Raw genomic sequence first — 24923 nt, 5'->3', positions numbered from 1 at the left:
TCTATTCACCTTCTTGTTCTAAGCGATTCAGTAGGGTTTTTATTTCGGTGTATTTTTGTCTATAACTCGCTTTGTTCGCAATGACACGACTGGATATATCTAAGAAGTCGTCAATGACTTCAAGACCATTGGCTCTAAGTGTTCTACCGGTTTCATATATGTCTACAATAACATCACTTAAGCCTAATATTGGACCTAACTCAACACTACCGTTTAACTTTACAATATTCACTGTTTGATTGGTTTTTGCATAATATTCTCTAGCAATTTTTGGATATTTTGTTGCGACGCGTAACTCTCCTTGATAGGTATAGTTTGGCAACCCGGCAACAACCATTTTACACTTACCTATTCCTAAGTCGAACAACTCATAGACTGAAGCACTACTTTCTAAAATGGTATCTTTACCGACCACACCAATATCACAAACACCTTCATCTACATAGGTCACGACATCACTTGGCTTCACAAAGTAATACTTGAATTGATTCGCCTCATCTGTGACGACAAGTTTACGTGTCTTCTTTGGTACTTCTATTTTGTATCCAGCTTTTTCTAATACACTAAATACACTGTCCGCTAGTCGACCTTTTGGTAATGCAAACTTTAAATATCTAGCCATTGTTAATCACCTCATTGATAAAGACATTCATATCAAGACTAAATCCAAGCGCTCTTGTCAGAGATCCAAATTCAACAGTTAAGTAGTCATATCTTCCACCACTTAATACTTCTTCTTTATATCCTTTAATATAGCCTTTATAAATGGGACCATTATAGTAATCATACTGATTTACGATTGACAAATCAAACCATACATTATCTTGTTTTATCTCATTTGCTATATCATTTAGTTTTTGTAGTTCTAATAAAAGACGTTCATCTAAATGAAGTCGCTTAACATCATCAATTAACTCATCTAATTGATTCTGTTTATCTATGCAAGCAAGTAAAAACGTATTGTAGTTTGTTGTGTTTTTAGATCTCAAATAGCGTTTTAAATCGTGCTTGTTTTTGTCAATTAATAACCGCTTCAACTGGTTGGCATCTTTTTGGGATAAATTCATATTTTGTATGATGATATTAATGACCGCTTGATTACCAATCTCAATCGCATAATCAATCTCATAAATTTCAAATATATCTTTAATAAATCGAATCATCTTAACATCTGCATCTAAAGCTTCTTCACCGATGACTTCTACACCAAATTGTCGTTTTGTTACAATTTCACCAGCATCATAATAAAAGATATTATCAGAGTAAAATAACTCAAGTGTCATATCCGATTCAATTCTTGGAATAACTTGTTTGATAATATTCGAAGTTATATCAGGTTGTAATAAGAATAGATTCCCTCTTAAATCTTGTACTTTAATGAATTCTTTTGTGTTTTGTCGTTGATTCAATTCTTTAAAATCATCATAATTCTCAAAATAATCACTTTCAACTTTAATAAAACCTTTCTCTTCAGCAAGATTATCAAACTGTTTTAAAATCGTGTTCCGTGCTTTAATAAATGTTAGTTCTTCTTTTATATTAATCATATTAATCGTCCTTTCCATTAAAAAAACTAGGTTTATCTACCTAGTTAAAGTTACCTTTTAGATAGATACAAGCATTCATCATTAAATAGGCTTGTATCTATAAACTGTGTTTATAAATAGAGCCCGTTTTTACCAATGATGATGTACTTGTACTAAATTTATTGACTTCATAGTTCGCACCTCTTTATTGCTTTACATCGTTAAAGTATCATAAGTATATTAACATACTTAAAACATTCCTGCAAGTGGTTTGATTAAGATTTATAAAATAAATCAAGCAGGCGCTTGGCCTGCTTGTTTTAAAAAGAACTATAGGAGGTTTTCGATATCTTCTTTTATGTCTTCAGGTGTCACTTTGGGTTTATACCGATGGATAATTTCACCCTCTCGGTTGATTAAGAATTTCTCAAAGTTCCACTTGATTTTTTTGCCTTTACGCTCTGGAGAGTAATTAACTAAATAGTCATACAACTTTGCTTGATGTCTTCCTTTAACTTTTAGTTTTGCATAAATTGGAAAACTGACGCCATAGTTTGTTTGACAGAAATCGAGGATTTCTCCCATTGATCCAGGCTCTTGCTTTAAAAATTGGTTACATGGAAACCCGAGTACGACAAAGTCTTGATCTTTATAGGTTTTATATAGATCTTGTAAACCAGCTAGTTGCGGTGTGTACCACATTTACTAGCGGTATTAACAATTAAAATAACTTTGCCTTTATGCTCTTTTAGTGTGGTCACTTTACCTTGATAATCTTCTACTTCTATGTCAAATAAATTCATTAAGAACTTCTTAATTAGGTTGTAATGCCCCGACAAGGACGAGCCAAGCGAGTACAGTTTTTGCGACTAAACTTAATACGATATATCCCCGTTCTCCATACATATAGTTTGTCCATTTTCCTTTTCGCCAATATTGTAAGACCATATTGACAGGGAAACTATTGAATGCGACAAAATACGTTCCGACAATTGCCCAAACAAACCACGGAACTTCTGCGGTTGCTTCTGGGGATTGTCCACTTAGGTACAATATAATAGCAATCCATGGTGCTAAACCAGCTATGGTTCCCCAAATAAATGGTCCCCAATCTACATCTGTTTTTTCTTTTCCGCTATTAAGTTGTTCCATAACAAGTCCAAAGAGATTCATTGATGCATTGACGATAAAGATCAGGATTAAAGATGCAATATCCCATACACCAAATAGATAAGCAATTAATACAATCATAATAGATGAGCTTAATGCATATTCAAACCATCTAAAACGGTTAATGCCTTTTTCAAGATCATCATTGTAAATTGAATTTAGCTTATCAGGGATTGATACTAAAGCATGTGCAATCGCACTAATAAGTAAGAATGCGGCTACTAATACAAAAAATGGTAAGGTGAAAATCTCACTGCGATCAAATGCAAGATAGCCACTGTCCGGTCCTGTTTCAACATACGTTAAGTAATGTTGGAAAACCTTCATTTTAAAATTGCCTAAATCAGTGATGATTAATCCCAAAACAATCATCAAAATGCCTTGGAAGAGATGTAACCCTCCCATAATCAAGTTAAATTTTCTTAACTTTTGAAACGAAATCTCATTCATTTTTTTTCTCTCCTTCTTTAAATTTATCCCAATAATCTATAGCTAAGGTTATGATAATGCCATAAACGCCTCCTGCGAGAAATCCCGTCACATCCATAAAATCAGTCGAACTATAGAACATAAACGAGATTAAAACGCCAATTATCAACCCTCTAACTAATCTTAATACTACATTCTTATTCTTAGGTAATAAAGCAATGACAAATCCCATAATGAGCCGGTTATACCAAAAAGCAAATAAGTAAGCATTACTTAATGAGTTTGAGTATCTTAAGTTGGCACCAATGATACATAAAACACCTAGAATAGCACCCGTGATCAGCCCAACAATGATTCTATTTTTCATAAGCATCAATGACCTCATCTAATTTTTTATCCAATGCATCAAGTTGTTCAACTAACGTATGATACATATCTAGTGAGACTTGTAAGTCTTTTGCTAGTCCTATTGGCACCTCAACAATATGTTCTTTTAATACTTCACCCTTTTCAGACAATATAACATCTAATTTACGCTTGTCTTCTTGGTTAGTTACACGATTAATATAACCCAGTTGTTCTAATTTTTTTAAAATCGGTGTTAAAGTTCCCGTTCTTAAATTTACTTTCTCACTGAGTTCTTTAAAGTCGATTACTTTTTTCTCAAATACAACTAACATAATAATATATTGTGGATATGTAAGATTATACTTATTTAAATATGGTTGATAGGTTTTTGTCATTTTACGTGAAACTGAATATAGTCTAAAACATAGTTGATTGTCTAATTTAAGTATATCTTCTGAGTCATAATCTTTACTAATCATTTTATCACCTCTATTATTTGTACCCTAATGATATTTTAATCTTATCCTAATGTTTTTGTAAAATCAAGTACTTTACTCTAAAATTTATAGCAATAGAGAGAAAGTTTTGTTAAAATATTACTATATGAAGCCACATAATTTATAAAGGAGTGCCTAGATATGGATACACAAACAATTTTTTTCGCATTTGGGTTAACACTGTTTGCAGGCCTTTCTACAGGAATAGGAAGTGCATTAGCATTTTATACAAAGAAAACCAATGCAAGCTTTTTGAGTGGTGCCCTAGGCTTTAGTGCTGGAGTTATGATCTATGTGTCTATGATTGAAATATTTGTAAAGGCAAGAGATTCGTTAGAGATATATTATGGAAATGCTTCCCATGGTTACTTGATTACGACCTTATCCTTTTTCATAGGGATTGCTTTAATTGCATTAATCGATCGGCTAGTTCCAAATGCAGAAAACCCTCATGAGGTACATGATACGGATGATATGTTAAATACTAATAGACGTAATAAAACATTACTTAGAATGGGATTATTTAGTGCCTTAGCAATTGCTATTCATAACTTTCCCGAAGGATTAGCTACCTTTATGGCGGCATTACAAGATCCATCTCTCGGTATTTCTATTGCTGTTGCAATTGCTATTCACAATATACCAGAAGGTATTAGCGTTAGTGTGCCTATTTTTTACGCCACAGGAAGTAAGAAAAAAGCCTTTTATTACTCATTTTTAAGCGGTTTATCTGAACCAATTGGGGCTTTTATTGGATATTTTCTATTGTATAACTTTTTATCAGAGGCATTATTTGGGATAGTCTTTGCAGCTGTAGCCGGTATTATGGTTTATATTTCACTTGATGAGTTGTTACCTACTGCTGAAAAGTATGGAAAACACCATATCGCGATTACTGGTGTGATACTTGGCATGATTGTTATGGCGACAAGTTTAGTATTGTTCGTATAAAAAAAGCACTTAAAGTGCTTTTTTATTGGATTACTTGAATCATAATTTGGCGATTTCTAGGGCCATCAAATTCACAAAAATAAATACCTTGCCAAGTCCCTAATACCAAATCACTATCTTCGATTAAGACTGTTTCACTTGCGCCAATGACTGAAGATTTTATGTGTGCTTGTGAATTTCCCTCACTGTGCTCAAAACTCTCCAAATCTTTAATACCATCATTTAATCCCTTGATCATATCTGATGTGACATCTGGATCAGCATTTTCATTAATTGTAATCCCTGCTGTTGTGTGCGGGGTAAAGACAACAACGATCCCATGATCAATTTGCATCTTTTTGACAATATTACGTACTTGTTTAGTAATATCAACAAACTGGTCTGATTCTGTCGTTCTTACTTCAATTGTATACATGTTTCCTCCTTTTTTACCATCTTATAACCGTTTCTCTATCTATTATATCATTAATATAGAATTTTATAAATAACAAAAAAGCACATCAATCGATGTGCTTCTTAATTTACCGTAATCCACCATTCACGCCAATCACTTGATTACTGATGGCAGAACTCCGCTCATCTGCAAAAAACGCGCATGCATGAGCAACATCCTTTGCTTCAACTAATCGTCTAATTGGTACTCGACTTATATATTCTTCTTTTGCTTTATCTGTCACATCTTCTGTCATCTCTGTTTCGATTAATCCAGGGGCAACAGTATTAACAGTAATCCCACTAGGGCCTAATTCTTTTGCAAGGTTCTTTGTCATATTCTCAATGGCAGCTTTGGATGCCCCATAATTAATCTTTCCGATACCGCCATGTTGTGCAAGACCGCTTGAAATATTAATGATTCTTCCATAGCGCTGATTTTTCATCATCGGAACAATACGTTTCGTCAACATAAATGGTGCACTAACATTGATTTCAATGACTTTTTTAAACTGCTGATCTGACATATCTTCCAATCTGTCATCATCCTTGATTCCAGCATTATTAATTAGTATATCCACAATAATATGCTTCTCTTCTAATGTTGAGATAAGGTCATCAATTTCTTTAGGATTGGTTAAGTCTGCCCCTACAACCATTGTGTTCTCATATCCCTTAGTAAAGAGTTCTTTTTGTAAAGCTTCTGCTCTTTTTGCATGAGAATGATAATGGATTATTGTAAAATAACCATCATGGACAAAGCGTTTTACAATCTCTTGCCCAATCCCCCCAGAACCGCCTGTCACTAGAACTGTTCGATCTTTCATTCTTTTTCACCTCTATCATCATTATATCGCATGTTTTTTCGTTAAGAAAACATAATACAAAATAAAAAAATCCATGAATGGATTTTTTTATAGTTTTCTTAATGCGTCTACAATCTCAGTTTTAGATTGCGTTTTGGTATCCTTCTGTTTAATGATGCGCGCTGGTGTTCCTGCGACAACGGCGTTTGCTGGGACATCTTTAGTTACTACTGCACCTGCAGCAACGACAGCACCTTCACCCACTTTTACGCCTTCTAATACAACAGCATTAGCGCCAATAACAACATTATCTTCAATTATAACAGGTGTTGCACTTGGTGGTTCAATCACACCTGCTAAAACAGTCCCTGCACCAATATGGCAGTTTTTACCAACCGTTGCGCGTCCGCCAAGTACTACGTTCATATCAATCATTGTCCCATCACCGATGGATGCGCCAATATTAATTGTGGCATTCATCATAATAACAACATTTCTTCCTATTTCAACTTGATCACGAATGATCGCACCTGGTTCAATGCGTGAAGATTCATTTAATAAGTCTTTCATTGGTATAGCACTATTACGCCGGTCTTGTTCGATAACATAATCTGTTAAATTATGTTTAATAAGAACAGGTTGTATGTCTTTGTAGTCTCCGAATACAGTTTTTGAATTGTCTGTTCCAAAAACTTGGCAATTGGGAAATATTACATCCTTTAGATTCCCATTGACATAGACTTTTACGGGTGTTGTTTTTGTTGAGTTACTGATAAACGCGATAATTTCTTGTGCATTCATGATACGTCACCTTTCTTTAATACATCAGTCATATCATATAATCCTGATGGTTGTTTTATAATATATTGTGCGGCTTTTAATGCCCCTTTAGCAAAGATACGTTTACTTAATGCGGTATGTTTGATTTCGATCAGCTCATCATCACCGGCATAAATAACACTATGTTCCCCAGGTATAGTGCCTCCCCTAAGGGCATGTATCGTAATATCATTTTTGTCTCGTTTTGATACACCGTTCCGACCATATACAGCCTTAATATTTCTTCTTTCTTGCACTGAAGAAAGCAGCATTTTAGCTGTTCCACTAGGAGCATCTATTTTTTGATTATGATGTTTTTCGATGATCTCGATATCAAAGTCGTCTAGTACATCTGTCATATGTTTTACAATATGATTCATAACATTGATTCCTAGTGAGGTATTTCCTGTGTATAAAATGGGGATGTGTTTGCTGGCTGTTTCAATCGCTTTTTCTTGTTCATGAGACATCCCTGTTGTAGCGATGACTAAAGGCGTTTTAGTGTCTAAACCATAGTCAAGTACGGTATGTAATTGATCTGGGTGAGAAAAATCAATCACAACATCACAAGATGTTTCAATTTGTGAAAAATCTGATACACCATATTCTTGTTGCATATCAACAACTCCACACACACCAAAAGCTTTAACGTTACCTATTTCATCTAATAAGGTTTTACCCATTGCACCGTATCCACTGATAATGATATTCATAGGTCATACCTCCGAACAAGGTCTTGTAATAAGGTTAATGTATCGTTAGTAGGCGGAGCTAATGGTAAACGATATTCACCAACGTTTTTCCCCATCAAATTAAGTACTGCTTTTACGGGAACAGGATTGACTTCAACAAATAATCCATTAATTAAATCCATGTAATGAAGTTGGAGTTCTATTGCCTTTTGTAAATCATTATTTAAGAATGCCTCTACCATATCGTGAAATGGTCTTGGTATCACATTGGCTGCAACACTAATAACACCACTGCCCCCTAGGCTTAATGTTGGTAAAACAACATCATCGTTTCCACTAAACAAAAGAAACTCTTTTGGGGTCGCTGCCTGGATCTGACCAAAATATGAGAGATCTCCACTAGCTTCTTTTAACCCTACAATATGAGAGAATGATGATAGTTCTTTAACCACATCTACTTCTAGATTAACCCCTGTACGTGATGGGACATTGTATACAATAATGGGGATATTAACAGCATTATTGATTGCTTTATAATGTTCAATAATACCTTGTCTATTTCCTTTATTGTAATATGGGGTAACCACTAACAATCCATCAACCCCTAGTTTTTCTGTTTCTTGTGAAAACTGAATCGTCGCAGACGTATTGTTTGATCCTGTCCCGGCAATGACTGGAATACGCCCATCAATAACTTTAACAGTGTGTTCAAATACAGCGAGTTTTTCTGTTTTTGATAGAGTTGGTGCTTCTCCCGTAGTTCCTAAAATAATAATACCGTCTGTTTTTTGTTCAACATGCCAGTTAAGTAATTCCGTTAATTTTTCATAATGCACGCCACCTTGTTGATCAAATGGCGTAACAATAGCAACAAGTGATCCTTTAAACATAGTATTGGCTCCTTTCTGAGATAATCAGATCAGCGATTTTCTCGGCTGGTCCTGTCATAATGACATGATCATTGTCATTAACTGTAATCACAAGTTCTCCTAATGGTAACTGAACTGTGACTTGATTATTGATTAATTCTTGATGATGAAGCATCGCAACAGTAGCGCAAGCACCAGTGCCACACGCCAATGTCAATCCAGCTCCTCGTTCATATGTCTGCATCTTAATTGTATCCTTTGAGAGTATTTCGTAAAAGTTTACGTTTACGCCATCTAAAAATAAGGTGTGATTTGTTAATCTTTTACCAAGATACGTTAGGGTTTCATTATTAAAGGTATCTAGTGGTATCGCCATATGCGGTACCCCCATCAACGCAGCATGAATATGATAGGTTGTTTCTTCTAATTGTATTGCTTTATTATGGATGGGTTCATGTGTTGTAGCCCCAAAACTTTTTGGGTCATAATTAACTTTTCCCATGTCGACTGTAATGTGATAAGGATAGGTGTCTTTAATCCTAAGTTGGTACTCACCTGCGAGTGTTTGAACTGTTAAATCCTGTGTTTGTACGAGTTTTTCATCTAAGCAGTAGGCTGCGAAACATCTAATTCCATTTCCACACATTTCAGCCAGGCTACCGTCACTATTATAATAGATCATTTCTAAAGGGGATTGTTTTACAATGATAAGTCCATCTGCGCCAACTCCTGTATGGCGGTGACATACCTTTTTGGCAAAATGACTAAACTCTAAATGCTTTAACTCATCATAATGTCCAATTATAAAATCGTTTCCTAACCCATGATATTTTGATAATCGCATACACTCACCTACAGTCCAAAGCCATTTGCTAATGTCTGGATGGCTTTTGCTTGATCTTTTTGTGAGATGGTACAACTAATCGATATTTCAGAGGTTGAGACGGTTGTAAATGTAATATTTTCTTTAGCTAATAAATGAAAAACCTTTGCGGCAACCCCAAAATGACTTGCCATACCAACGCCAACGAGTGATAACTTGACTAACTCAGTTGTCACGTTATATTTCACTGACTTAAATAATAATTTTTCTGACTCAATTGTGTCATAAAGCGCATCTAAATCATGCCCATCAATACTAAAAGATATGACTAATTGATTATGTTTATCGACTGTTTGACTAATCATATCAAGGTTAATATTATTCGCACTGAGATGATTAAAAACGTCTGTGACAGTCGTTAAATTATTTTCGATATTTTCTAATGTGACCATCACAACATTATCCGTGACAGATAATCCTGTGATCGGTTTTTCTTCAAACATATATGATTGATTCATAATCGTTGTGCCACTTCCTTTCTTACTTAAGCTTTTGGCGATATATAACGGCACATTATATTTCTTTGCGAGTTCGACACTCCGAGTTTCTATTACCCCAGCGCCTAAACTTGACATTTCCATTAACTCATCATAGGAAATATGATCCAGTTTTTTGGCGTCTTTGTAACGTCTTGGGTCGACACGGTAAATACCTGATACATCGGTATATATTTCACATGGAAATCCGAGTTTTGCGGCTAAGGCTACAGCGCTTGTATCACTACCACCTCGACCTAATGTGGATATATCTCCCGTTTCCGTAATACCTTGGAATCCCGCCACAACAACGACTTTGTTTTCTTTGAGATGTTGCGTAACACGCGAGATGTCTACATCCATGATAATTCCTTTAGTATGGCTACTTGTCGTTTTTACACCGGCTTGGAAGCCTGTTAAACTAATCGCATCAACCTGCGCTGATTTAAGCGCTATAGTAAGTAACGCTATGGTTTGTTGTTCACCTGTTGCTAATAGGGTATCCATTTCACGTTTATCAATGGATGATGTGATTGTTTTTGCGAGTGATAATAAGTGATCTGTTTGTTTTCCCATTGCACTAACAACAAGCACAATATCTTTATCTTCTTTCTTGCGTATTTTAACATAATCAACTATGTTGTTTAATTGTTCTATGGTACCAACACTGGTACCACCGTATTTCATAACGACACCCATCGAATCACTGATCCAATCGGAACAAGTCTCTATATGTTTCACGTCTAACAACACATTCTGACTGTCCATCTTTGACAAATACAATAGCTGGTCTCGGCATTTTATTATAATGGCTACTCATTGAATACCCATAAGCACCTGTTGTATATATAGCAAGAATGTCCCCTTGTTCTGGTGTTGGTAATTTGGCATTATGAACAAGAACATCCCCACTTTCACATAACTTACCAGCCACAGTGTACACTTTATTTCTTGGTTGATTTAGCTTGTTCGCTATATCACAAGTATACTTTGCTTGATATAATGCAGGACGAATATTATCACTCATTCCTCCGTTAACAAACACATAGTCTTTTTTTCCATAGGTCTCTTTAATATAGCCAACTTCGTATAAGCCAACCCCAGCATTTGCGACGATACTTCTTCCAGGTTCAATAAATACATTTTCAATTGATAACGCATAATCATTAAAGGTCTTTTCTGCATGGGTAACTAATTCACTTAACAACTCGTCTAGTGGTTCTGGGGTATCATCGGTGGTATATTGCACCCCAAATCCACCCCCTATATTTAATGTCTTGACGGTAACACGATATGCTTTCTCTATACGAGAGATAAACTCACTCATAACATCAATCGTTTTAATAAATGGTTTTTGTCCAAAGACCTGTGAACCAATATGACAATGAAACCCATCAAGCTTGAGATTAACTGAAGACTTGTAAATTGTCATAATACGATTGATCATGTCATCATCAAAAATACTCTCTCCAAATTTAGACGTTAAACGCGCTGTTTCAATATATTCATGCGTATGTGCCTCAATACCTGGATTAACTCTTAATAACGTATGAATCTCATGGTCTTTTGTCTTTGCTAAATTTGATAACACCTCTAACTCACTTACATTATCAACGACAATTAATCCAACGCCATACGCAATGGCTTGAGATAACTCCTGAATGCTTTTGTTGTTACCATGGAAGAGGACTCTAGACATGTCAAAGCCACTTTCTTTAATAACATATAATTCCCCGCCACTCACACTATCCATATAAAGATTATGTGATTGGATCATCTTAACAATCTTTTTATTTAATAATGCTTTTGATGCATAGGCAATGTTGGCATTAAACTGTGTACTTGTAAAAACCGTCTTAAACGTATCTAGCCGTGATTCAATATACGATTCATCGTAGACATATAGTGGCGTACCATAATGCTTAACAAGTTCCTTTGTAGATAACCCACCAATATGTAAAACCCCTTCTTTATTTTCTTGTGTTCCAAATTCCATTTATTTCACCTCAATTAATAAAAAAACCAGTAGGCAAGCCTACTGATTGAATACATTATATTCAATAGTATTAGCGCCTCATTATCAAGATAATGGAGTACTAAAGATATTTTCCTTAGTCCCAAGTCAACCGATTGATCAGATCGTATTAACCTTCGGCATTTTCCCCTTTCGTACCTACTCAATTGATCAGTGAATGGGCAGTACTCTTGTCAAATGCGCCTCTATACTTATTACATGTCACTATACCATATGAAAAATGCTTTGTAAACAAATACGTTGAAAATTTTTCATAATTAATGTAATCTAATGTAAACGGTGGTGAAACATATGAAAGAATTAAAAAAATTCAGACGCGACTTACATCAAATCCCTGAACTGAGTTTACAAGAACAGAAAACCAGTTCTTATTTAAAGCAAGCATTGGAGGATATGGGATATCAACCTTTTTCGTTATTAGAAACAGATGTCTTGGTTTTTATTGATGCAAGTAGTGAAGAGACTATTGCTTTTAGAAGTGATATTGATGCTTTACCAGTAAATGAAGAAACTGGCCTTGATTTTAAAAGTAAACATCCAGGCAATATGCATGCATGTGGACACGATGGTCACATGAGTATGCTTCTTGGTTTAGCGAAGTATCTTTCTAGCAAAAAAAGTCAACTCAAGAAAAATATTTTACTCATTTTTCAGCCTGCAGAAGAAAGTATCGGCGGAGCAAAATTACTATGTGATACAGGATTCTTAGATAAATACAATGTGAAAGCAATATTTGGTATTCATTTATATCCTGAGATTGACGAAGGCATCCTAGCCTCTAAACCTAATGAATTTATGGCTATGGCGAGTGAAGTGACAATTACTGTAAACGGCAAATCTGCGCATGGTGCAATGCCCCATTTAGGTGTTGATGCGAATCTTATTTTAAGTAAATTGTTAATCGATTTTCAAACCATTCAAACGCGCCAACTTTCACCACTCGAGTATTCGATTATAACCTTTGGAAAAATCGGTGGTGGTACCGTTAGAAATGCTGTATCAGACTACGCTTTTATGGAAGGAACTATTCGTGCATTTAGTGTCGATACATTTCAAACCATAAAATCATCTATCAGACAACTCTGTAAACAATATGAAATAAGCTATGATTGTCAAATAGATGTCGCAATTACAGAGGGATATTTACCTGTTATAAATGATCCAATCTTATATAAACGTTGGCAAAATGCCACATCATCTTTTGAAACATATACGTTTGAAAAACCCCTAATGATTGCGGAAGACTTTAGCTTTTATCAAGACAATGTCCCTGGTGTATTTTTCTATGTGGGCACAAAAAATACATCCTTAGGATATACCCATTCTTTACACCATCCTAAATTTAATTTTGATGAAACGGTTTTAGAAACAGGACTTAAGGCTTATCAAGCTGTCCTTAAGGAAATGGAGGTTCTGAATGAATAATTTTATTAAATCCTCTATTAAAGACATTGACATCTCTGGTATTCGCCAATTTAATACTTATGCTAATCAATTTCCGAATACCATTAAACTTACCTTAGGTGAATTAGATTTTCACACTCCCAAGCGAATCAAAGACAAGGCCATTGAAGCAATTAATCAAAATAAAACAACTTATACTACTAATCAGGGCATAAGCGCATTAAGACAAAAAATTACACAAGACACACTCTATAATGAAGATGATGTCATCCTAACTGTCGGCACCACTGAAGGGTTGGCTATTGTATTAAAAAGTATTGTAGATGATGGTGATGAAGTCATCATTCCCACTCCAGGTTATGTTGGATACGCGCCATTAATACATCTAGAAGGGGGTAAGGTAGTTGAAGTTGATACCACACAAACCAATCACACAATAACAAAAGAAGCCTTAGAAAAAGCCTATACTGATAAAACTAAAGCTTTACTTGTCACATCACCAAACAATCCAACAGGACATGTCCTTAGTACTGAAGAAATGGCAATTGTGACTCAGTTTGTCACAGATTATGACTTGTTACTGATTAGTGATGAAATATATCAAGATATCAGTTTTGAGCAATCCCGTACATTTCGAGATGTTGTCTCACTCAAAGATCGATTAGTTGTCTTAGGAGGGTTTTCAAAAAGTCATGCGATGACTGGTTTTCGGATTGGTTATATCATATCACATCAGACATTGATTAAAGCGTTTTTAAAAGTTCACCAATATACCGTAACATCTACTTCAACCATCAGCCAATATGCTGCATTAGAAGCAATAGACTTCACTTATGACGACATGATTGATAGTTTAAAACACAGACGCGATTATGTTATAAAAAAACTGGAGACACTAGGGATATCTTATATACATCCTGATGGAGCTTTTTATGTTTTTTACAGTATTGCAGATACAGGTTTTAACTCACTAGACTATTGTAAAAAACTTGTTAAAGATTATGGTGTCGCATTAATCCCAGGGAGCGCATTCCTTGGTAACCATGATAACTACGTCAGACTCTCATATACGGCTAACTTATCTACACTAGAAGAGGCATTAAATCGGATCAAAGCAATGCATGAATCGCGATAACCAGTCACCAGAGCTAATTTCAGTCATTTTAATAAACAATGCACCATCCTTTATAACGCATATTAAAAGAGCGTTCCAATCATTACATGGAACGCTCTTTTTCATAATGAAGTCTTTTGTGATGTTAATAGCGATAAATTATTGTTTTAATTTATCTGTAAATCGTAATAAAATGCCTAAAATTATCCCCAGGCTAGCCGCAAAAATGATACGATAGTCTTCTGGTAACAAAAAGGTGATTGTATGGGCAGGTATCCAGAATAATGGGATTGTCCTTAATAGTGTCATATGATAAAACGCGCTCCAATCAATTGCCCCTACTGCATCTTTAAAAGATGGCTTCATACCCTCTTTTTGTAAGTTAAAATACGTATCGCTCATTCGATGTACACTCATCATTGTCGGTGCGAATGTGTAATTCATAATGATAGACACGAACAATGCAAACGCTAGTTTACTACCAGCAAAAGGTAAGATGTTATTAACTTGTAATAATCTAATACCTTCTGAGTATATTTGAAAGATCATATAGATGATACTCCCAATGATACCCCATACAATCGCTTTTGCAAGTAATTTAGGTGGTCTATGCCAAGTACCCGTTTGAAGGCGGTATCCAATAATATCACCGATAGATGCAAGCAAGAAAAACTTTATAAAACTACTTAATAATGGATATTGATCCGCTGTATTAAGAATACTCGGTAAAGTTAAAACATATATCAATACTCCGATAAGTAATGTAATTAAAGTTGAGATAATTAAATCCTTGCGCATGTTATCAAACTCCTTGTTTTTCTACGATATGTGACCCATATCACAGCGAAAGTATTTTGGTGTGTTATACTATATTTAGAAAGGGTGATCCGATGAATCATAAAAATTTAAGTGATTTAGAGACATTTATTAATAAGCGTGGTATATCAACAAAAACTGTTGTGAGTCACAAAACAGCCACGATTAAAAACTTAATTATGAAACCAAATGAAACTATTCCACCACATCAAGTCCCCGTTGATGTAACATTTTTTATTTTAAGTGGTTCTGGTACCATTACTATTGGTAAAAGTGACCAAACAATTGTGAAAAATGATATCATTCTTTGTCCACCAAATACTCCAATGTCACTAAAGGCAGACGATGATGGTCTGACATTCCTAAATATCAAAACCCCCGGTATTCAATAATATACTAAACACCGCTAGTATCTTACTAGTCGGTGTTTTTTTATAGTTTAATAAGATTATAGTTGCTTGCTTTTAACAATCTATTCATAATAGCTTGTCCTAATTCTTTATCCTCAAACGCTTCTACATAAATGTGTTTTATGTTATGTTCATCCATCGTTCTTAAAGCTAAAAAGATATTTCTTGCAATGAGAGATGGATCATTTTTAGGACCTAGAGGGTAGGTATGATATGTCTCTAAGTATTGACAAAGTTCATTACTCGCAATGATACCTATCGATGGATCCTGTTGCTTAATGTAATTAATAATATCGTCCTGGGTACCTTTCAATAAGATAACCTCTCCTTTTGGCGCATAATGCTTATACTTCATCCCCGGTGCCTTTGGAATTGTATTGTCAGTGATATGTTCAGTGGTGTCGATTACCGAATGTTTAATGATTGTTTCAATCATTGATTTTGTTATCGCTCCTGGTCTTAAAACAACTGGTATATCGCCTGTCATATCAAGGACTGTCGATTCTAGCCCAACAGCAGATTGTCCACCATCAATAATCACATCGACTTTACCAAATAAATCATTGTAGACATGCTTAAATATCGTTGAAGATGGTGTCCCACTTATATTCGCACTAGGTGCACAGATTGGCACATTAGCAGATTTGATTAAAGCATGTGCAATAGGATTACTTGGCATTCTAATAGCAACAGTATCTAATCCGCCTGTAATAGCGCTTGGTACAACTGTCTGTTTGTCAAATACAATCGTAAGTGGACCCGGCCAAAACGCATCGATTAATAACTTGGCATCGCTTGTAATGTTTTTTGCATACGTATTTAAATCTTGTTGATTTGCAATGTGAACAATTAAGGGATTATCAGACGGACGACCTTTAACACGATATATTTTACTGGCCGCATTAGGGTCTAATGCATTCGCACCAATCCCATAGACTGTTTCAGTAGGAAAAACAACAAGTCCACCTTGTTGGATAATTTGAGCTGAATATGTGATGAGTGAGTTGAAATCATCTTTTTCACTATGGAATATCTTTGTTTTCATTTCTATCTACCTTTATTTCTTAACTACTGTTGATTATATCAAAAAACGTCTTTGAATGAAATCATTTTAAGAAAAACATATCTCAGAATGCATCCTGGTTTGTAAGATTAACATTATTCGGTAAACTATAAATAGAAAGGTGATACATATGATCAAACAACATAGTTATTTAACCTTACCAAATATATTATATCGTCGTGTAGAAAGTAAGTCATATGAGAATCTAAAATGGGTATTGTTTAACCATGATTTAGCTGATAATTTAGCATTAAATAGATTGCATTCAGATAGAGGCAAACATGTATTATCTGGTGGTTCAGATAGCGTTGACTACTTCTCACAAGCATACTCTGGTCATCAATTTGGTCATTTTACTACTTTAGGCGATGGTCGAGCACTCAATGTAGGTGAGATTGAAAAAGATAATACTTTGTATGATGTTCAGTTAAAAGGATCCGGACACACCCCGTATTCTCGAAGCGGAGATGGAAAAGCAACACTTTATAGTATGCTTAGAGAGTACCTTATAGGTGAAGCGCTTTATGCATTAAATGTTCCTACATCTAGAACACTCTCTATCATAGGTACCGGTGAAAAAGTTATAAGAGCGCGTACACATAAAGGCGCTATCGCTTCACGTATAGCGCGTTCACACTTACGTATTGGTACTTTTCAATATGCTTATGTAAAAGGTGGTATACCGCTTGTAAAAAGATTAGCTGATTACGCGATTGAGCAACTTTTTCCAAAACATATTGGGGATTATTATGGTTTCTTTCATGAGGTAATCAAACGTCAGGCACAATTAATTGCGAAGTGGCAAAGCATTGGTTTTATCCATGGTGTACTAAATACTGATAATGTCTTCATTAGTGGCGAGTCGCTTGATTTCGGTCCATGTGCTTTTATGGATTATTATGATCCAAATACAGTATACAGTTCAATTGACCGACTAGGTAGATATAAGTATTCACAACAACCAATCATAACGTCATGGAATATCTCTAAACTTGCAGAAACACTGTATCCATTATTTGATGATAATCAAGATTTAGCTATAGAAAAAGCCAATAAATTGATTACATCATTTGAAGATATTTATACTTATTATTATCACCAAGAGATGTCGTATAAACTTGGTTTTAAGTCACCTCATAACCAACTTGTTCATGACTTACTTCATTTGATGGAGGTTCACACATTAGATTATACTAACACTTTTATCAAACTAACCAAAAACCAAGTAAATGATTTGTTAGAAAAAGAGGGATTTGACATATGGTATAATTCTTGGCAAAAAGCTATTAAAGATTTCGATAAAGCGACTACGTTAATGACTAAACATAATCCAATTATTATCCCTAGAAATCATGTTGTTGAAGAAGCATTGTCGTCATTTGCTTTTAACGATGATGATACCTTATTCCAACATCTTCTCACATTCGTTAAAAATCCTTTTAATTATCAAGTTGAGCTACCTGAAAAATTTCAGACTCCTAATCCTAACGATGAAAAATACGTAACTTATTGTGGTACTTAGAACATAGCTGCTGTGATACTTTTTAAGTATGTTTTTTATAAAAATAGTTATTATTTATAAAAATTATTGATATGATTGAAAATCCTTTTTTTGTATGTTTTAATGGCGATGTACTAAAAAAATGAAAAGGAGAATTACTCGATGAAAAAATTATTTATGTTTGTTGTTTTAGCATTAACAATTGTTACGTTATCTGCTTGCTCAGGAACTGAGGAAGTCGTTAATGTTTACACAACAAGACATTATGACAGTGATGATGCATTATATGAGAAATTCACTGAAGAAACAGGAATCAAAGTAAACATTATTAATGATAATGCGCCTGCGCTTATCGAAAAAGTAAAAGCTGAAGGCGATGTGCCTCAAGCAGATGTATTCTTTTCTGCTGATGCTGGTTATCTAGCACTCGCTAAATCAGAAGGTATCTTACAGTCTATCGATAGTGACACATTAGAATCTAATGTGCCTGCCAAATATCAAGATGCTGATAATATGTGGTTTGGTTTAACCAAACGGGCTCGAGTTTTCTTATATGATAACTCAATTGATCCTACTGGTTTAACCTATCAAAATGTTGCTGATGAATATCCTAATGACATTATTGCACGGTCATCATCAAACATTTACAACCAGTCATTAGTTGCTTCATTTGTCGCTTTATGGGGAGAAACTGAAACAACTGAATGGGTTGAAGGAATTGTTAACAACATGGCTCGTGTACCTGAAGGAAATGACCGAGATCAAGCTGTAGCCATTGCGAATGGTGAAGCTAAAATAGCTATTGCAAATTCATATTACTATGGTAAACTAGTGAATGAAACTGATCAAACATCAAGTTATTATGGTGTTGCTGATGAAGTGGGTATTTACTTCCCTAGCCAAGGTGAAAACGAATCTGGCGCTCACGTAAATGTTAGTGGTGCTGGTGTTATCAACAATGCACAGAACAAAGAAAATGCCATCAAATTAATTGAATTCTTATCTAGTATATCTGTCCAAGAAACTTTCTCGGCAGCAAACTATGAGTTCCCTGTGAATCCTGAAGCTGATATGAGTGACCTATTACAAAGTTGGTTAACCGATCAAGGATTATCCGCAATAAAAGAACAAGATATTCAATTATCTGTCCTTGGTGAGTATAATGAAACAGCGTTAATTATTATGACAAATGCAAACTGGGATAATCCATCCCACTTAACTGAGTAAACAAGAGAGCAGATGCTCTCTTTTCTCACAACAAAAGGAGGGAGTAGTTATGATATTACCTCTCTTACGTAAAACTAATGACAAGTTCATATTCACAATAATGGGGTTAATTATCCCATTTTTTGTGTTATTACCACTTATTCAATTAGTTATTAAATCTTTTGGAGAAAGTTCATTATATTTTCAAACACTATGGGAAAGCAAAGCCTTATTAGAGGGGATCATCAAAACAGTTGAACTTATTGTTAAAGTCGGCCTCTTCTCATCAATAATTGGTTTCTTATTAGCTTACTTAATGACATTTTTTAATATTAAGTATAGGCGTGTCGTTAATATACTTATTATATTACCCTTAGCCATACCTGTTTATGTTGCGGCGTATACATATACAAACATTTTTTACTACTTACCTTTTTTAGAGACTTTAATTAAACAACCCTTCTTTATGAATGGTGCTGTATTTATTTATAGTCTATTCTTATACCCTTATGTGTATCTTGCCTCAAAGTCCTATTTGAAGAAAAACTTAACGGATTATGTAGAAGCATCTTTAACACTCGGACAATCACATTTTAGAATGTTTTTTAAACTGATTTTACCATTATCTCGTCCAGTGATTATTGGATCCATGCTTTTTGCTTTATTTGAAACATTATCGGACTTTGCGGTTGTGGAATATTATGGAGTATTAACCTTATCTAGGTATGTTAATCTAGCATGGTTTGGTCAAGGTGACTTTGTCAGTGCTGCACGGTTTGCCTTATACATCCTTGTTATTATGTTTGTTTTGATCTTTGTAGAACGTCGAAGCAGGGTAAACAAACGGTATTCTAGCGCAGATAGTACGCATGGACACTTAGCTTTAAGAACCCCTAATTTCATTCAAGGATTAGCTACCTATGGCTTTATTATTACAATCATCTCTTTAGGCGCTTTATTGCCAATTACACAAATGATCGTTTCTGTGATCAGCAACTATCGTTACTTACCTAACTTAGATATTTTAACCATTACATTTAATACCTTGTTAATAACATCTATTACGATTGTACTGATTATTTTGGTTGCGCTTATTTTAACGACAATTACTGTCCATATTAAAGGACGTAAGAAACAGGTACTCGCCAGTGTCTCAGTGATCGGGTATGCTATCCCTTCGATGGTACTAGCACTGGGGTTGTATCTATTATTTATTCGTTTTGATCAATTCCTCTACCGATTATTTAATCCTATTGGCCTAAATAAAATGCTCATCACATCGACCATAACAATTTTAATTATTGGGTTCTTTATCAAGTTTTTTTCAATTGCTTATTCAAACCTCTTGTCTGCCTATAACCGCATGGACTATGCGTTATTAGAAGCTTCTGAGAATTTAGGTGAGACTAAATTTTCTACCTTAATTAGAGTAACCATTCCAGTATTAAAACGGTCTATTTTCGCCGTAGCTATTATCCTTTTTATAGATATGGTGAAAGAATTAACGATTGTATATAGTCTAAGGCCGTTTAATTTTAAAACGCTGTCGACAGAAGTTTATCGGTATGCCGGGAATGAAATGATCAGTATCGCCGCATTCCCTTCACTCATCATCATTTTATTGTGTACTGGATTAATTATTTATTTGGAAGAAGGTAATAAACGATGATTCAATTAAAAGATATTACATTTTCATATGACATAAAAACACCTGTTTTAAACGACTTTAACTTAACCTTGAAGCCGGGTGAGATAATCGCAGTTCAGGGGAAAAGTGGCATCGGAAAATCAACAGTTCTTCGTCTCATCGCAGGACTGGAAACACCTGATTCAGGTCATATTTTCTTAGATGGTGTATGTATAAACGATGTGCCAGCTCATAAACGTGAAGTTGGATATGTCTTTCAAAACAATGCTTTATTTCCCCATTTAACTGTCGAGAAAAATATTGCATATGGTATTTATAATCTATCCCGTAATGAGCAACAAAAAAGAATTCAGAAGATTGCTAAAAAGTTAGATATTATTGAATTACTAAAACGGTATCCTCATGAAATAAGCGGTGGACAAAAACAGCGCGTAGCTATCGCAAGAACATTGGTGACTGAACCGAAGGTATTGTTACTTGATGAACCTTTTAGCGCACTTGATGCCGAATTAAAATCACAGATTCAATTTGATATTAAACGTGTGTTACAATCATTACATATTACAACAATCTTAGTAACACATGATATAAATGATGCCCTTGCGCTTGAAGCGCGTATCGTAAATATATAATAAAAGCCTATGACAATGAAAATCTGTCATAGGCTTTTGAATTATTCAAATTTAATTTGGTCTCGGCCAGCTTCTTTAGCTTTATACATAAACTCATCTACACGTTTTAATAAATCATCTGGTCTTTCATTGTCATGGTACTCAACCACACCCATACTGACAGTCATTTCACTTACATCAGTAAAATCTACTTCAGAAATACCCTCTTTAAAGCGTTTTGCTAATTGCTTAGCACCGTCTAACTTGGTATCACCTAAGGTAATAATAAACTCTTCTCCACCATATCGAAAGAGTGTGTCTTTTGACCGTTTGTGATCTATGATATATTGTGACAATTCTTTTAATATTTTATCTCCTATTAAATGTCCATGTTGATCATTGATCTTTTTAAAATGATCAATATCATACATAATTAAGGAGAATCTTTCGCCTGTTTTATTGTATTGTTCGATCAATCCATTTAATACATTATATAGTTCACGACGATTATAGGCTTTAGTTAAGTCATCTTGTTCTAATAATTCTCTTAAGCGTTCTTCCATTTTTTTAGACTTAGAAATATCAAAGACAATCCCTTGTAAGAGTAATGGTTTGCCATCGTGATCTCGTTTCGTTACAATGCCACGGTCATAGTACCATAAATAGTGCCCATCTTTATGTTGGATGCGATACTCAACTTCATAGGCATCTGTTTCACCTTAAAGGTGTTTACGCATATTATCCATCACACGTTCATAGTCATCTTCATGTAGTTTTTCTGTGAAAAACTCAAAGCCAACCGTCCCTATTTTTTCTGGATCTTAACCTATTTGCGTAGCTTTTTTGTCATTATAAACAACGAGATCCTTATCATAAAACCACTCCCATTGTCCCAAATTGCCTGCCCAAGGAAAGTTAACTGAAAATGTATCTTCTTTTTCTTTTAACATTTTACTAATAGTGTCTTCTAAATCATGAACATGTTGGATGAGTGCTTCTTTTGTCATATTCCTAAGGTCTTTTGCCATATAATTATCTCCTCTTATTCGTCAAGGTATGAAAAGTCAATTAATTGTACTTGATGATTAAAATATGTTTTATAGCCGACTATTAAAGCAATATATGTTGTTAAACTTACGCCACCTAAAATGCCTAGCATAATTGCTATTTGATATAAAACAGATAATCTAGGATCTACGCCAGATAATATTTGACCTGTCATCATACCTGGTAGAAATATAATGCCCATACCAAGCATTGAATTAATGGTTGGCATAATAGCTGAATCAAAGGCAGAATTAATAATATTATTCGAAGCCTCTTTAGCACTCGCGCCAAGAATTAAAGCCTCTACAACCTCATCTTTTTGGGTCGTAAATCCTTCAACCAAAGTCTTAATACCTAAACTAATACCTGTCATTGAATTACCAATAATCATCCCAGTCAGTGGTATTAAATACTGAGGATTATAATATGGTTCTATCCCAATGACAGCCCAGGTGAAAAACATTAATACGGGTAATGTACCTGCAAACAACGCAAATGCGATGACATGTTTTAAGGGTCTAGATAACTGTCCTTTAAACTTACTAAAGACCGTATATATAGCAAAGGTTACCATAAGTAAAATAACACCTAAACTGATTAATGGATGGGGATTGTTTAGAATATAGGCAAGGATATACCCAACCAAAATTAATTGTGCAGTCATTCTGACCGTTGCAATGAATAGTTCTTTTTCTCGTGAAATGTGACGGCGTTTCATTAAAAATAAAATAATGATGATAAATATATACGCAATTGCCAATTGATAATAACCAATTTCAATTATGCCATTATTCATTATCAATCACCTCTTTAATCTGTCCATTTTCAATTTTAATGATTTTTTCAGCATAGGTCTTTGCTATCTTTGTTGAGTGGGTAATCATAATAAGTGACTTATTATTATTTTTGACGTACTCAACAATCTTCTTAATTACAAACGCTTCAGTTTTTTCATCTAAACTGCTTGATGGTTCATCTAAAAGAATTACATCCGCATGACAATAGAGAAGCCTTGCTAAGGCAAGGCGCTGCTTTTCGCCACCTGAAAAATTTTTGATATGATCATCTAATTTTTTATTTAAATCAACATCTTTAAGTAATTGTTGAATCTTATCTTTATCAACCTTTAAATCGTGATATTTGGCGATGATTTTAAAATTATCTAACACTGTCTCCTTAAAAAGATAGGGGGTTTGTTGTAATAAGACAACATTTTTTCTTAATTGAACCGAATCAAATTCATCAATGGGTTTATCATGAAACATCAAAGTGCCTTCTGTAGGTGAAATCATTTTATTTAACAGTGTGAGGAATGTTGTTTTTCCACCCCCACTTGGCCCTAATAAAACTGTTATTTGATGTTCTTCTATTGTAAACTGATCGATATCAAGAACCGTTTTGTAACGTAGATTTTCTCCAGTGTAAAGCATCCATTTCCTCCTAATTTATAATGTAACAACTATAATGACTTCGGTTTACAAATATACCAGTTTGCCCGGATATCTACTTGTACAACTTGTACTTCCTCAAAGCATGTTTCAAGTTCCTGAATGTGTTGTTCAATTTCAAGTTTTGGGTCCTTAATGAATGTAAAGTAATTGCCACCTTCAAACCACTCTACTGTTGATGTATAAAAAGCACGTTCATCGTTATAATCATGGATAATGACCCATTTTGTCGCAAGACGACACATTTCTTGATATAGCTTTTTACGTTCTTCGATGGTTAACCCATGTGCAACATAGGATGTTATAGCTATATCAAATCGCTTATCATTGAACGGGATACCTTCTAGTAAGTCATGTTCTAAAAACGTTATATCACGGTTTTTCGTTTTCTTCTTAGCCACTTTAATCATTGATTTCGCTTGGTCTATACCTGTGACGTCTAATCCTAGGTCATGTAAAACAGCGCACATAGCCCCTGTGCCACAACCCAAATCTATTGCAGTATGAAAGTCTGTAACATCTAAGGTCTCTTGCATATCTGTGACAACTTTTTTGTACCGCTTATATTGTCCTTTATAAAACCAACCATATATTGGTGCAATCAAAAAATTAAACCAACCTTTGTTCCATAAACTCATAATCTTACCTCCATCCATCCTTGATACTTTCATTATATCACTAAAAGTACAATTATGGAAATTGGTGCAAAAAAAAACGTATAG

At 34.6% G+C, this 24923-nt stretch carries 28 protein-coding genes, 1 pseudogene and 1 riboswitch; of the genes and pseudogenes, 8 read left to right on the top strand and 21 right to left on the bottom strand.

Annotated features, from left to right (window positions below):
* Nucleotide 1 precedes the first annotated feature (1 nt).
* The 6 genes and pseudogenes from hisG to UMR38_05495 form a co-directional block, all read right to left on the bottom strand.
* The gene (gene hisG / locus UMR38_05520; GenBank protein ID MEC9485315.1) at nucleotides 2-622 is read right to left on the bottom strand and encodes an ATP phosphoribosyltransferase; all 621 of its coding nucleotides are present in this window, start codon (nucleotides 620-622) and stop codon (nucleotides 2-4) included.
* Nucleotides 615-1547: an ATP phosphoribosyltransferase regulatory subunit gene (locus UMR38_05515; protein MEC9485314.1), complete on the bottom strand. Its 933-nt coding sequence runs from the start codon at nucleotides 1545-1547 to the stop codon at nucleotides 615-617. Before UMR38_05515 ends, hisG begins: the two co-directional genes overlap by 8 nt.
* 309 nt (nucleotides 1548-1856) lie before the next feature.
* Nucleotides 1857-2329, bottom strand: a pseudogene (locus UMR38_05510) (glutathione peroxidase).
* 10 nt (nucleotides 2330-2339) lie between these two features.
* Entirely contained in the window at nucleotides 2340-3146 is an 807-nt protein-coding gene (heR, locus tag UMR38_05505) for a heliorhodopsin HeR (protein MEC9485313.1), read from the bottom strand.
* A complete protein-coding gene (locus UMR38_05500; GenBank protein ID MEC9485312.1) occupies nucleotides 3139-3498 on the bottom strand; it encodes a hypothetical protein in 360 nt (119 codons plus the stop codon). The genes heR and UMR38_05500 overlap by 8 nt, the downstream gene beginning before the upstream one ends.
* A complete protein-coding gene (locus tag UMR38_05495; GenBank protein MEC9485311.1) occupies nucleotides 3482-3952 on the bottom strand; it encodes a MarR family transcriptional regulator in 471 nt (156 codons plus the stop codon). The genes UMR38_05500 and UMR38_05495 overlap by 17 nt, the downstream gene beginning before the upstream one ends.
* A 159-nt stretch (nucleotides 3953-4111) precedes the next feature.
* Here UMR38_05495 and zupT point away from each other — a divergent pair, with 159 nt between their 5' ends.
* Nucleotides 4112-4921 carry a zinc transporter ZupT gene (gene zupT / locus UMR38_05490; protein MEC9485310.1) on the top strand — a complete coding sequence of 270 codons (810 nt, stop codon included), beginning with the start codon at nucleotides 4112-4114 and terminating at the stop codon, nucleotides 4919-4921.
* A gap of 22 nt (nucleotides 4922-4943) precedes the next feature.
* Here the strand turns inward: zupT and UMR38_05485 are convergent, their stop codons facing one another.
* The 8 genes from UMR38_05485 to lysA form a co-directional block, all read right to left on the bottom strand.
* Nucleotides 4944-5336 (bottom strand): secondary thiamine-phosphate synthase enzyme YjbQ, encoded by a 393-nt coding sequence (locus tag UMR38_05485; GenBank protein ID MEC9485309.1) that lies wholly within the window; start codon nucleotides 5334-5336, stop codon nucleotides 4944-4946.
* 106 nt (nucleotides 5337-5442) lie between these two features.
* Nucleotides 5443-6180: an SDR family NAD(P)-dependent oxidoreductase gene (locus UMR38_05480; GenBank protein ID MEC9485308.1), complete on the bottom strand. Its 738-nt coding sequence runs from the start codon at nucleotides 6178-6180 to the stop codon at nucleotides 5443-5445.
* An 87-nt stretch (nucleotides 6181-6267) separates the two neighbouring features.
* Nucleotides 6268-6960 carry a 2,3,4,5-tetrahydropyridine-2,6-dicarboxylate N-acetyltransferase gene (gene dapD / locus UMR38_05475; GenBank protein MEC9485307.1) on the bottom strand — a complete coding sequence of 231 codons (693 nt, stop codon included), beginning with the start codon at nucleotides 6958-6960 and terminating at the stop codon, nucleotides 6268-6270.
* On the bottom strand, nucleotides 6957-7691 hold the full coding sequence (gene dapB / locus UMR38_05470; protein MEC9485306.1) for a 4-hydroxy-tetrahydrodipicolinate reductase: 735 nt from the start codon (nucleotides 7689-7691) through the stop codon (nucleotides 6957-6959). Before dapB ends, dapD begins: the two co-directional genes overlap by 4 nt.
* Nucleotides 7688-8560, bottom strand: coding sequence for a 4-hydroxy-tetrahydrodipicolinate synthase (gene dapA, locus UMR38_05465; protein MEC9485305.1), 873 nt, complete (start codon nucleotides 8558-8560; stop codon nucleotides 7688-7690). The genes dapB and dapA overlap by 4 nt, the downstream gene beginning before the upstream one ends.
* Nucleotides 8553-9383 carry a diaminopimelate epimerase gene (dapF, locus tag UMR38_05460; GenBank protein ID MEC9485304.1) on the bottom strand — a complete coding sequence of 277 codons (831 nt, stop codon included), beginning with the start codon at nucleotides 9381-9383 and terminating at the stop codon, nucleotides 8553-8555. The genes dapA and dapF overlap by 8 nt, the downstream gene beginning before the upstream one ends.
* An 8-nt stretch (nucleotides 9384-9391) precedes the next feature.
* The gene (locus UMR38_05455) at nucleotides 9392-10585 is read right to left on the bottom strand and encodes an aspartate kinase (protein MEC9485303.1); all 1194 of its coding nucleotides are present in this window, start codon (nucleotides 10583-10585) and stop codon (nucleotides 9392-9394) included.
* 16 nt (nucleotides 10586-10601) lie between these two features.
* Nucleotides 10602-11894, bottom strand: coding sequence for a diaminopimelate decarboxylase (gene lysA, locus UMR38_05450; GenBank protein ID MEC9485302.1), 1293 nt, complete (start codon nucleotides 11892-11894; stop codon nucleotides 10602-10604).
* A gap of 62 nt (nucleotides 11895-11956) precedes the next feature.
* Nucleotides 11957-12129, bottom strand: a riboswitch (Lysine riboswitch).
* A gap of 95 nt (nucleotides 12130-12224) precedes the next feature.
* On the opposite strand from lysA, the gene UMR38_05445 reads away from it, so the two are divergent.
* Together UMR38_05445 and UMR38_05440 are read left to right on the top strand one after the other, a co-directional pair.
* Nucleotides 12225-13358: an amidohydrolase gene (locus tag UMR38_05445; protein MEC9485301.1), complete on the top strand. Its 1134-nt coding sequence runs from the start codon at nucleotides 12225-12227 to the stop codon at nucleotides 13356-13358.
* On the top strand, nucleotides 13351-14472 hold the full coding sequence (locus UMR38_05440) for an aminotransferase class I/II-fold pyridoxal phosphate-dependent enzyme (protein MEC9485300.1): 1122 nt from the start codon (nucleotides 13351-13353) through the stop codon (nucleotides 14470-14472). Before UMR38_05445 ends, UMR38_05440 begins: the two co-directional genes overlap by 8 nt.
* A 138-nt stretch (nucleotides 14473-14610) precedes the next feature.
* Here the strand turns inward: UMR38_05440 and UMR38_05435 are convergent, their stop codons facing one another.
* Nucleotides 14611-15249: a hypothetical protein gene (locus UMR38_05435; GenBank protein MEC9485299.1), complete on the bottom strand. Its 639-nt coding sequence runs from the start codon at nucleotides 15247-15249 to the stop codon at nucleotides 14611-14613.
* A gap of 92 nt (nucleotides 15250-15341) precedes the next feature.
* Here UMR38_05435 and UMR38_05430 point away from each other — a divergent pair, with 92 nt between their 5' ends.
* Nucleotides 15342-15659, top strand: a complete 318-nt coding sequence (locus tag UMR38_05430; GenBank protein MEC9485298.1) for a cupin domain-containing protein — start codon at nucleotides 15342-15344, stop codon at nucleotides 15657-15659.
* Nucleotides 15660-15699: 40 nt separating this feature from the next.
* Here the strand turns inward: UMR38_05430 and UMR38_05425 are convergent, their stop codons facing one another.
* Nucleotides 15700-16722 (bottom strand): L-threonylcarbamoyladenylate synthase, encoded by a 1023-nt coding sequence (locus tag UMR38_05425; GenBank protein ID MEC9485297.1) that lies wholly within the window; start codon nucleotides 16720-16722, stop codon nucleotides 15700-15702.
* 148 nt (nucleotides 16723-16870) lie between these two features.
* On the opposite strand from UMR38_05425, the gene UMR38_05420 reads away from it, so the two are divergent.
* From UMR38_05420 to UMR38_05405, 4 genes are all read left to right on the top strand, one after another.
* Nucleotides 16871-18262, top strand: coding sequence for a YdiU family protein (locus UMR38_05420; protein MEC9485296.1), 1392 nt, complete (start codon nucleotides 16871-16873; stop codon nucleotides 18260-18262).
* Between the two features lie 141 nt (nucleotides 18263-18403).
* The gene (locus UMR38_05415) at nucleotides 18404-19468 is read left to right on the top strand and encodes an extracellular solute-binding protein (GenBank protein ID MEC9485295.1); all 1065 of its coding nucleotides are present in this window, start codon (nucleotides 18404-18406) and stop codon (nucleotides 19466-19468) included.
* A gap of 49 nt (nucleotides 19469-19517) precedes the next feature.
* A complete protein-coding gene (locus tag UMR38_05410) occupies nucleotides 19518-21116 on the top strand; it encodes an iron ABC transporter permease (GenBank protein MEC9485294.1) in 1599 nt (532 codons plus the stop codon).
* The gene (locus UMR38_05405; GenBank protein MEC9485293.1) at nucleotides 21113-21727 is read left to right on the top strand and encodes an ABC transporter ATP-binding protein; all 615 of its coding nucleotides are present in this window, start codon (nucleotides 21113-21115) and stop codon (nucleotides 21725-21727) included. Before UMR38_05410 ends, UMR38_05405 begins: the two co-directional genes overlap by 4 nt.
* A gap of 41 nt (nucleotides 21728-21768) precedes the next feature.
* Here the strand turns inward: UMR38_05405 and UMR38_05400 are convergent, their stop codons facing one another.
* From UMR38_05400 to UMR38_05380, 5 genes are all read right to left on the bottom strand, one after another.
* Nucleotides 21769-22269, bottom strand: a complete 501-nt coding sequence (locus UMR38_05400; protein MEC9485292.1) for a GGDEF domain-containing protein — start codon at nucleotides 22267-22269, stop codon at nucleotides 21769-21771.
* A 258-nt stretch (nucleotides 22270-22527) separates the two neighbouring features.
* Nucleotides 22528-22734, bottom strand: a complete 207-nt coding sequence (locus UMR38_05395) for a hypothetical protein (protein ID MEC9485291.1) — start codon at nucleotides 22732-22734, stop codon at nucleotides 22528-22530.
* 14 nt (nucleotides 22735-22748) lie between these two features.
* Nucleotides 22749-23549, bottom strand: coding sequence for an iron export ABC transporter permease subunit FetB (fetB, locus tag UMR38_05390; GenBank protein ID MEC9485290.1), 801 nt, complete (start codon nucleotides 23547-23549; stop codon nucleotides 22749-22751).
* Nucleotides 23542-24183 carry an ABC transporter ATP-binding protein gene (locus UMR38_05385; GenBank protein MEC9485289.1) on the bottom strand — a complete coding sequence of 214 codons (642 nt, stop codon included), beginning with the start codon at nucleotides 24181-24183 and terminating at the stop codon, nucleotides 23542-23544. Before UMR38_05385 ends, fetB begins: the two co-directional genes overlap by 8 nt.
* A 29-nt stretch (nucleotides 24184-24212) precedes the next feature.
* A complete protein-coding gene (locus UMR38_05380) occupies nucleotides 24213-24839 on the bottom strand; it encodes a class I SAM-dependent methyltransferase (GenBank protein ID MEC9485288.1) in 627 nt (208 codons plus the stop codon).
* Nucleotides 24840-24923: the final 84 nt, after the last annotated feature.

Origin of the sequence: Candidatus Izemoplasma sp. (assembly GCA_036172455.1) — a bacterium.
Lineage (GTDB): Bacteria > Bacillota_I > Bacilli_A > Izemoplasmatales > Izemoplasmataceae > JAIPGF01.
The sequence above is the reverse complement of the archived record's forward strand: the minus strand, read 5'-3'. Positions and strand labels throughout refer to the sequence as shown.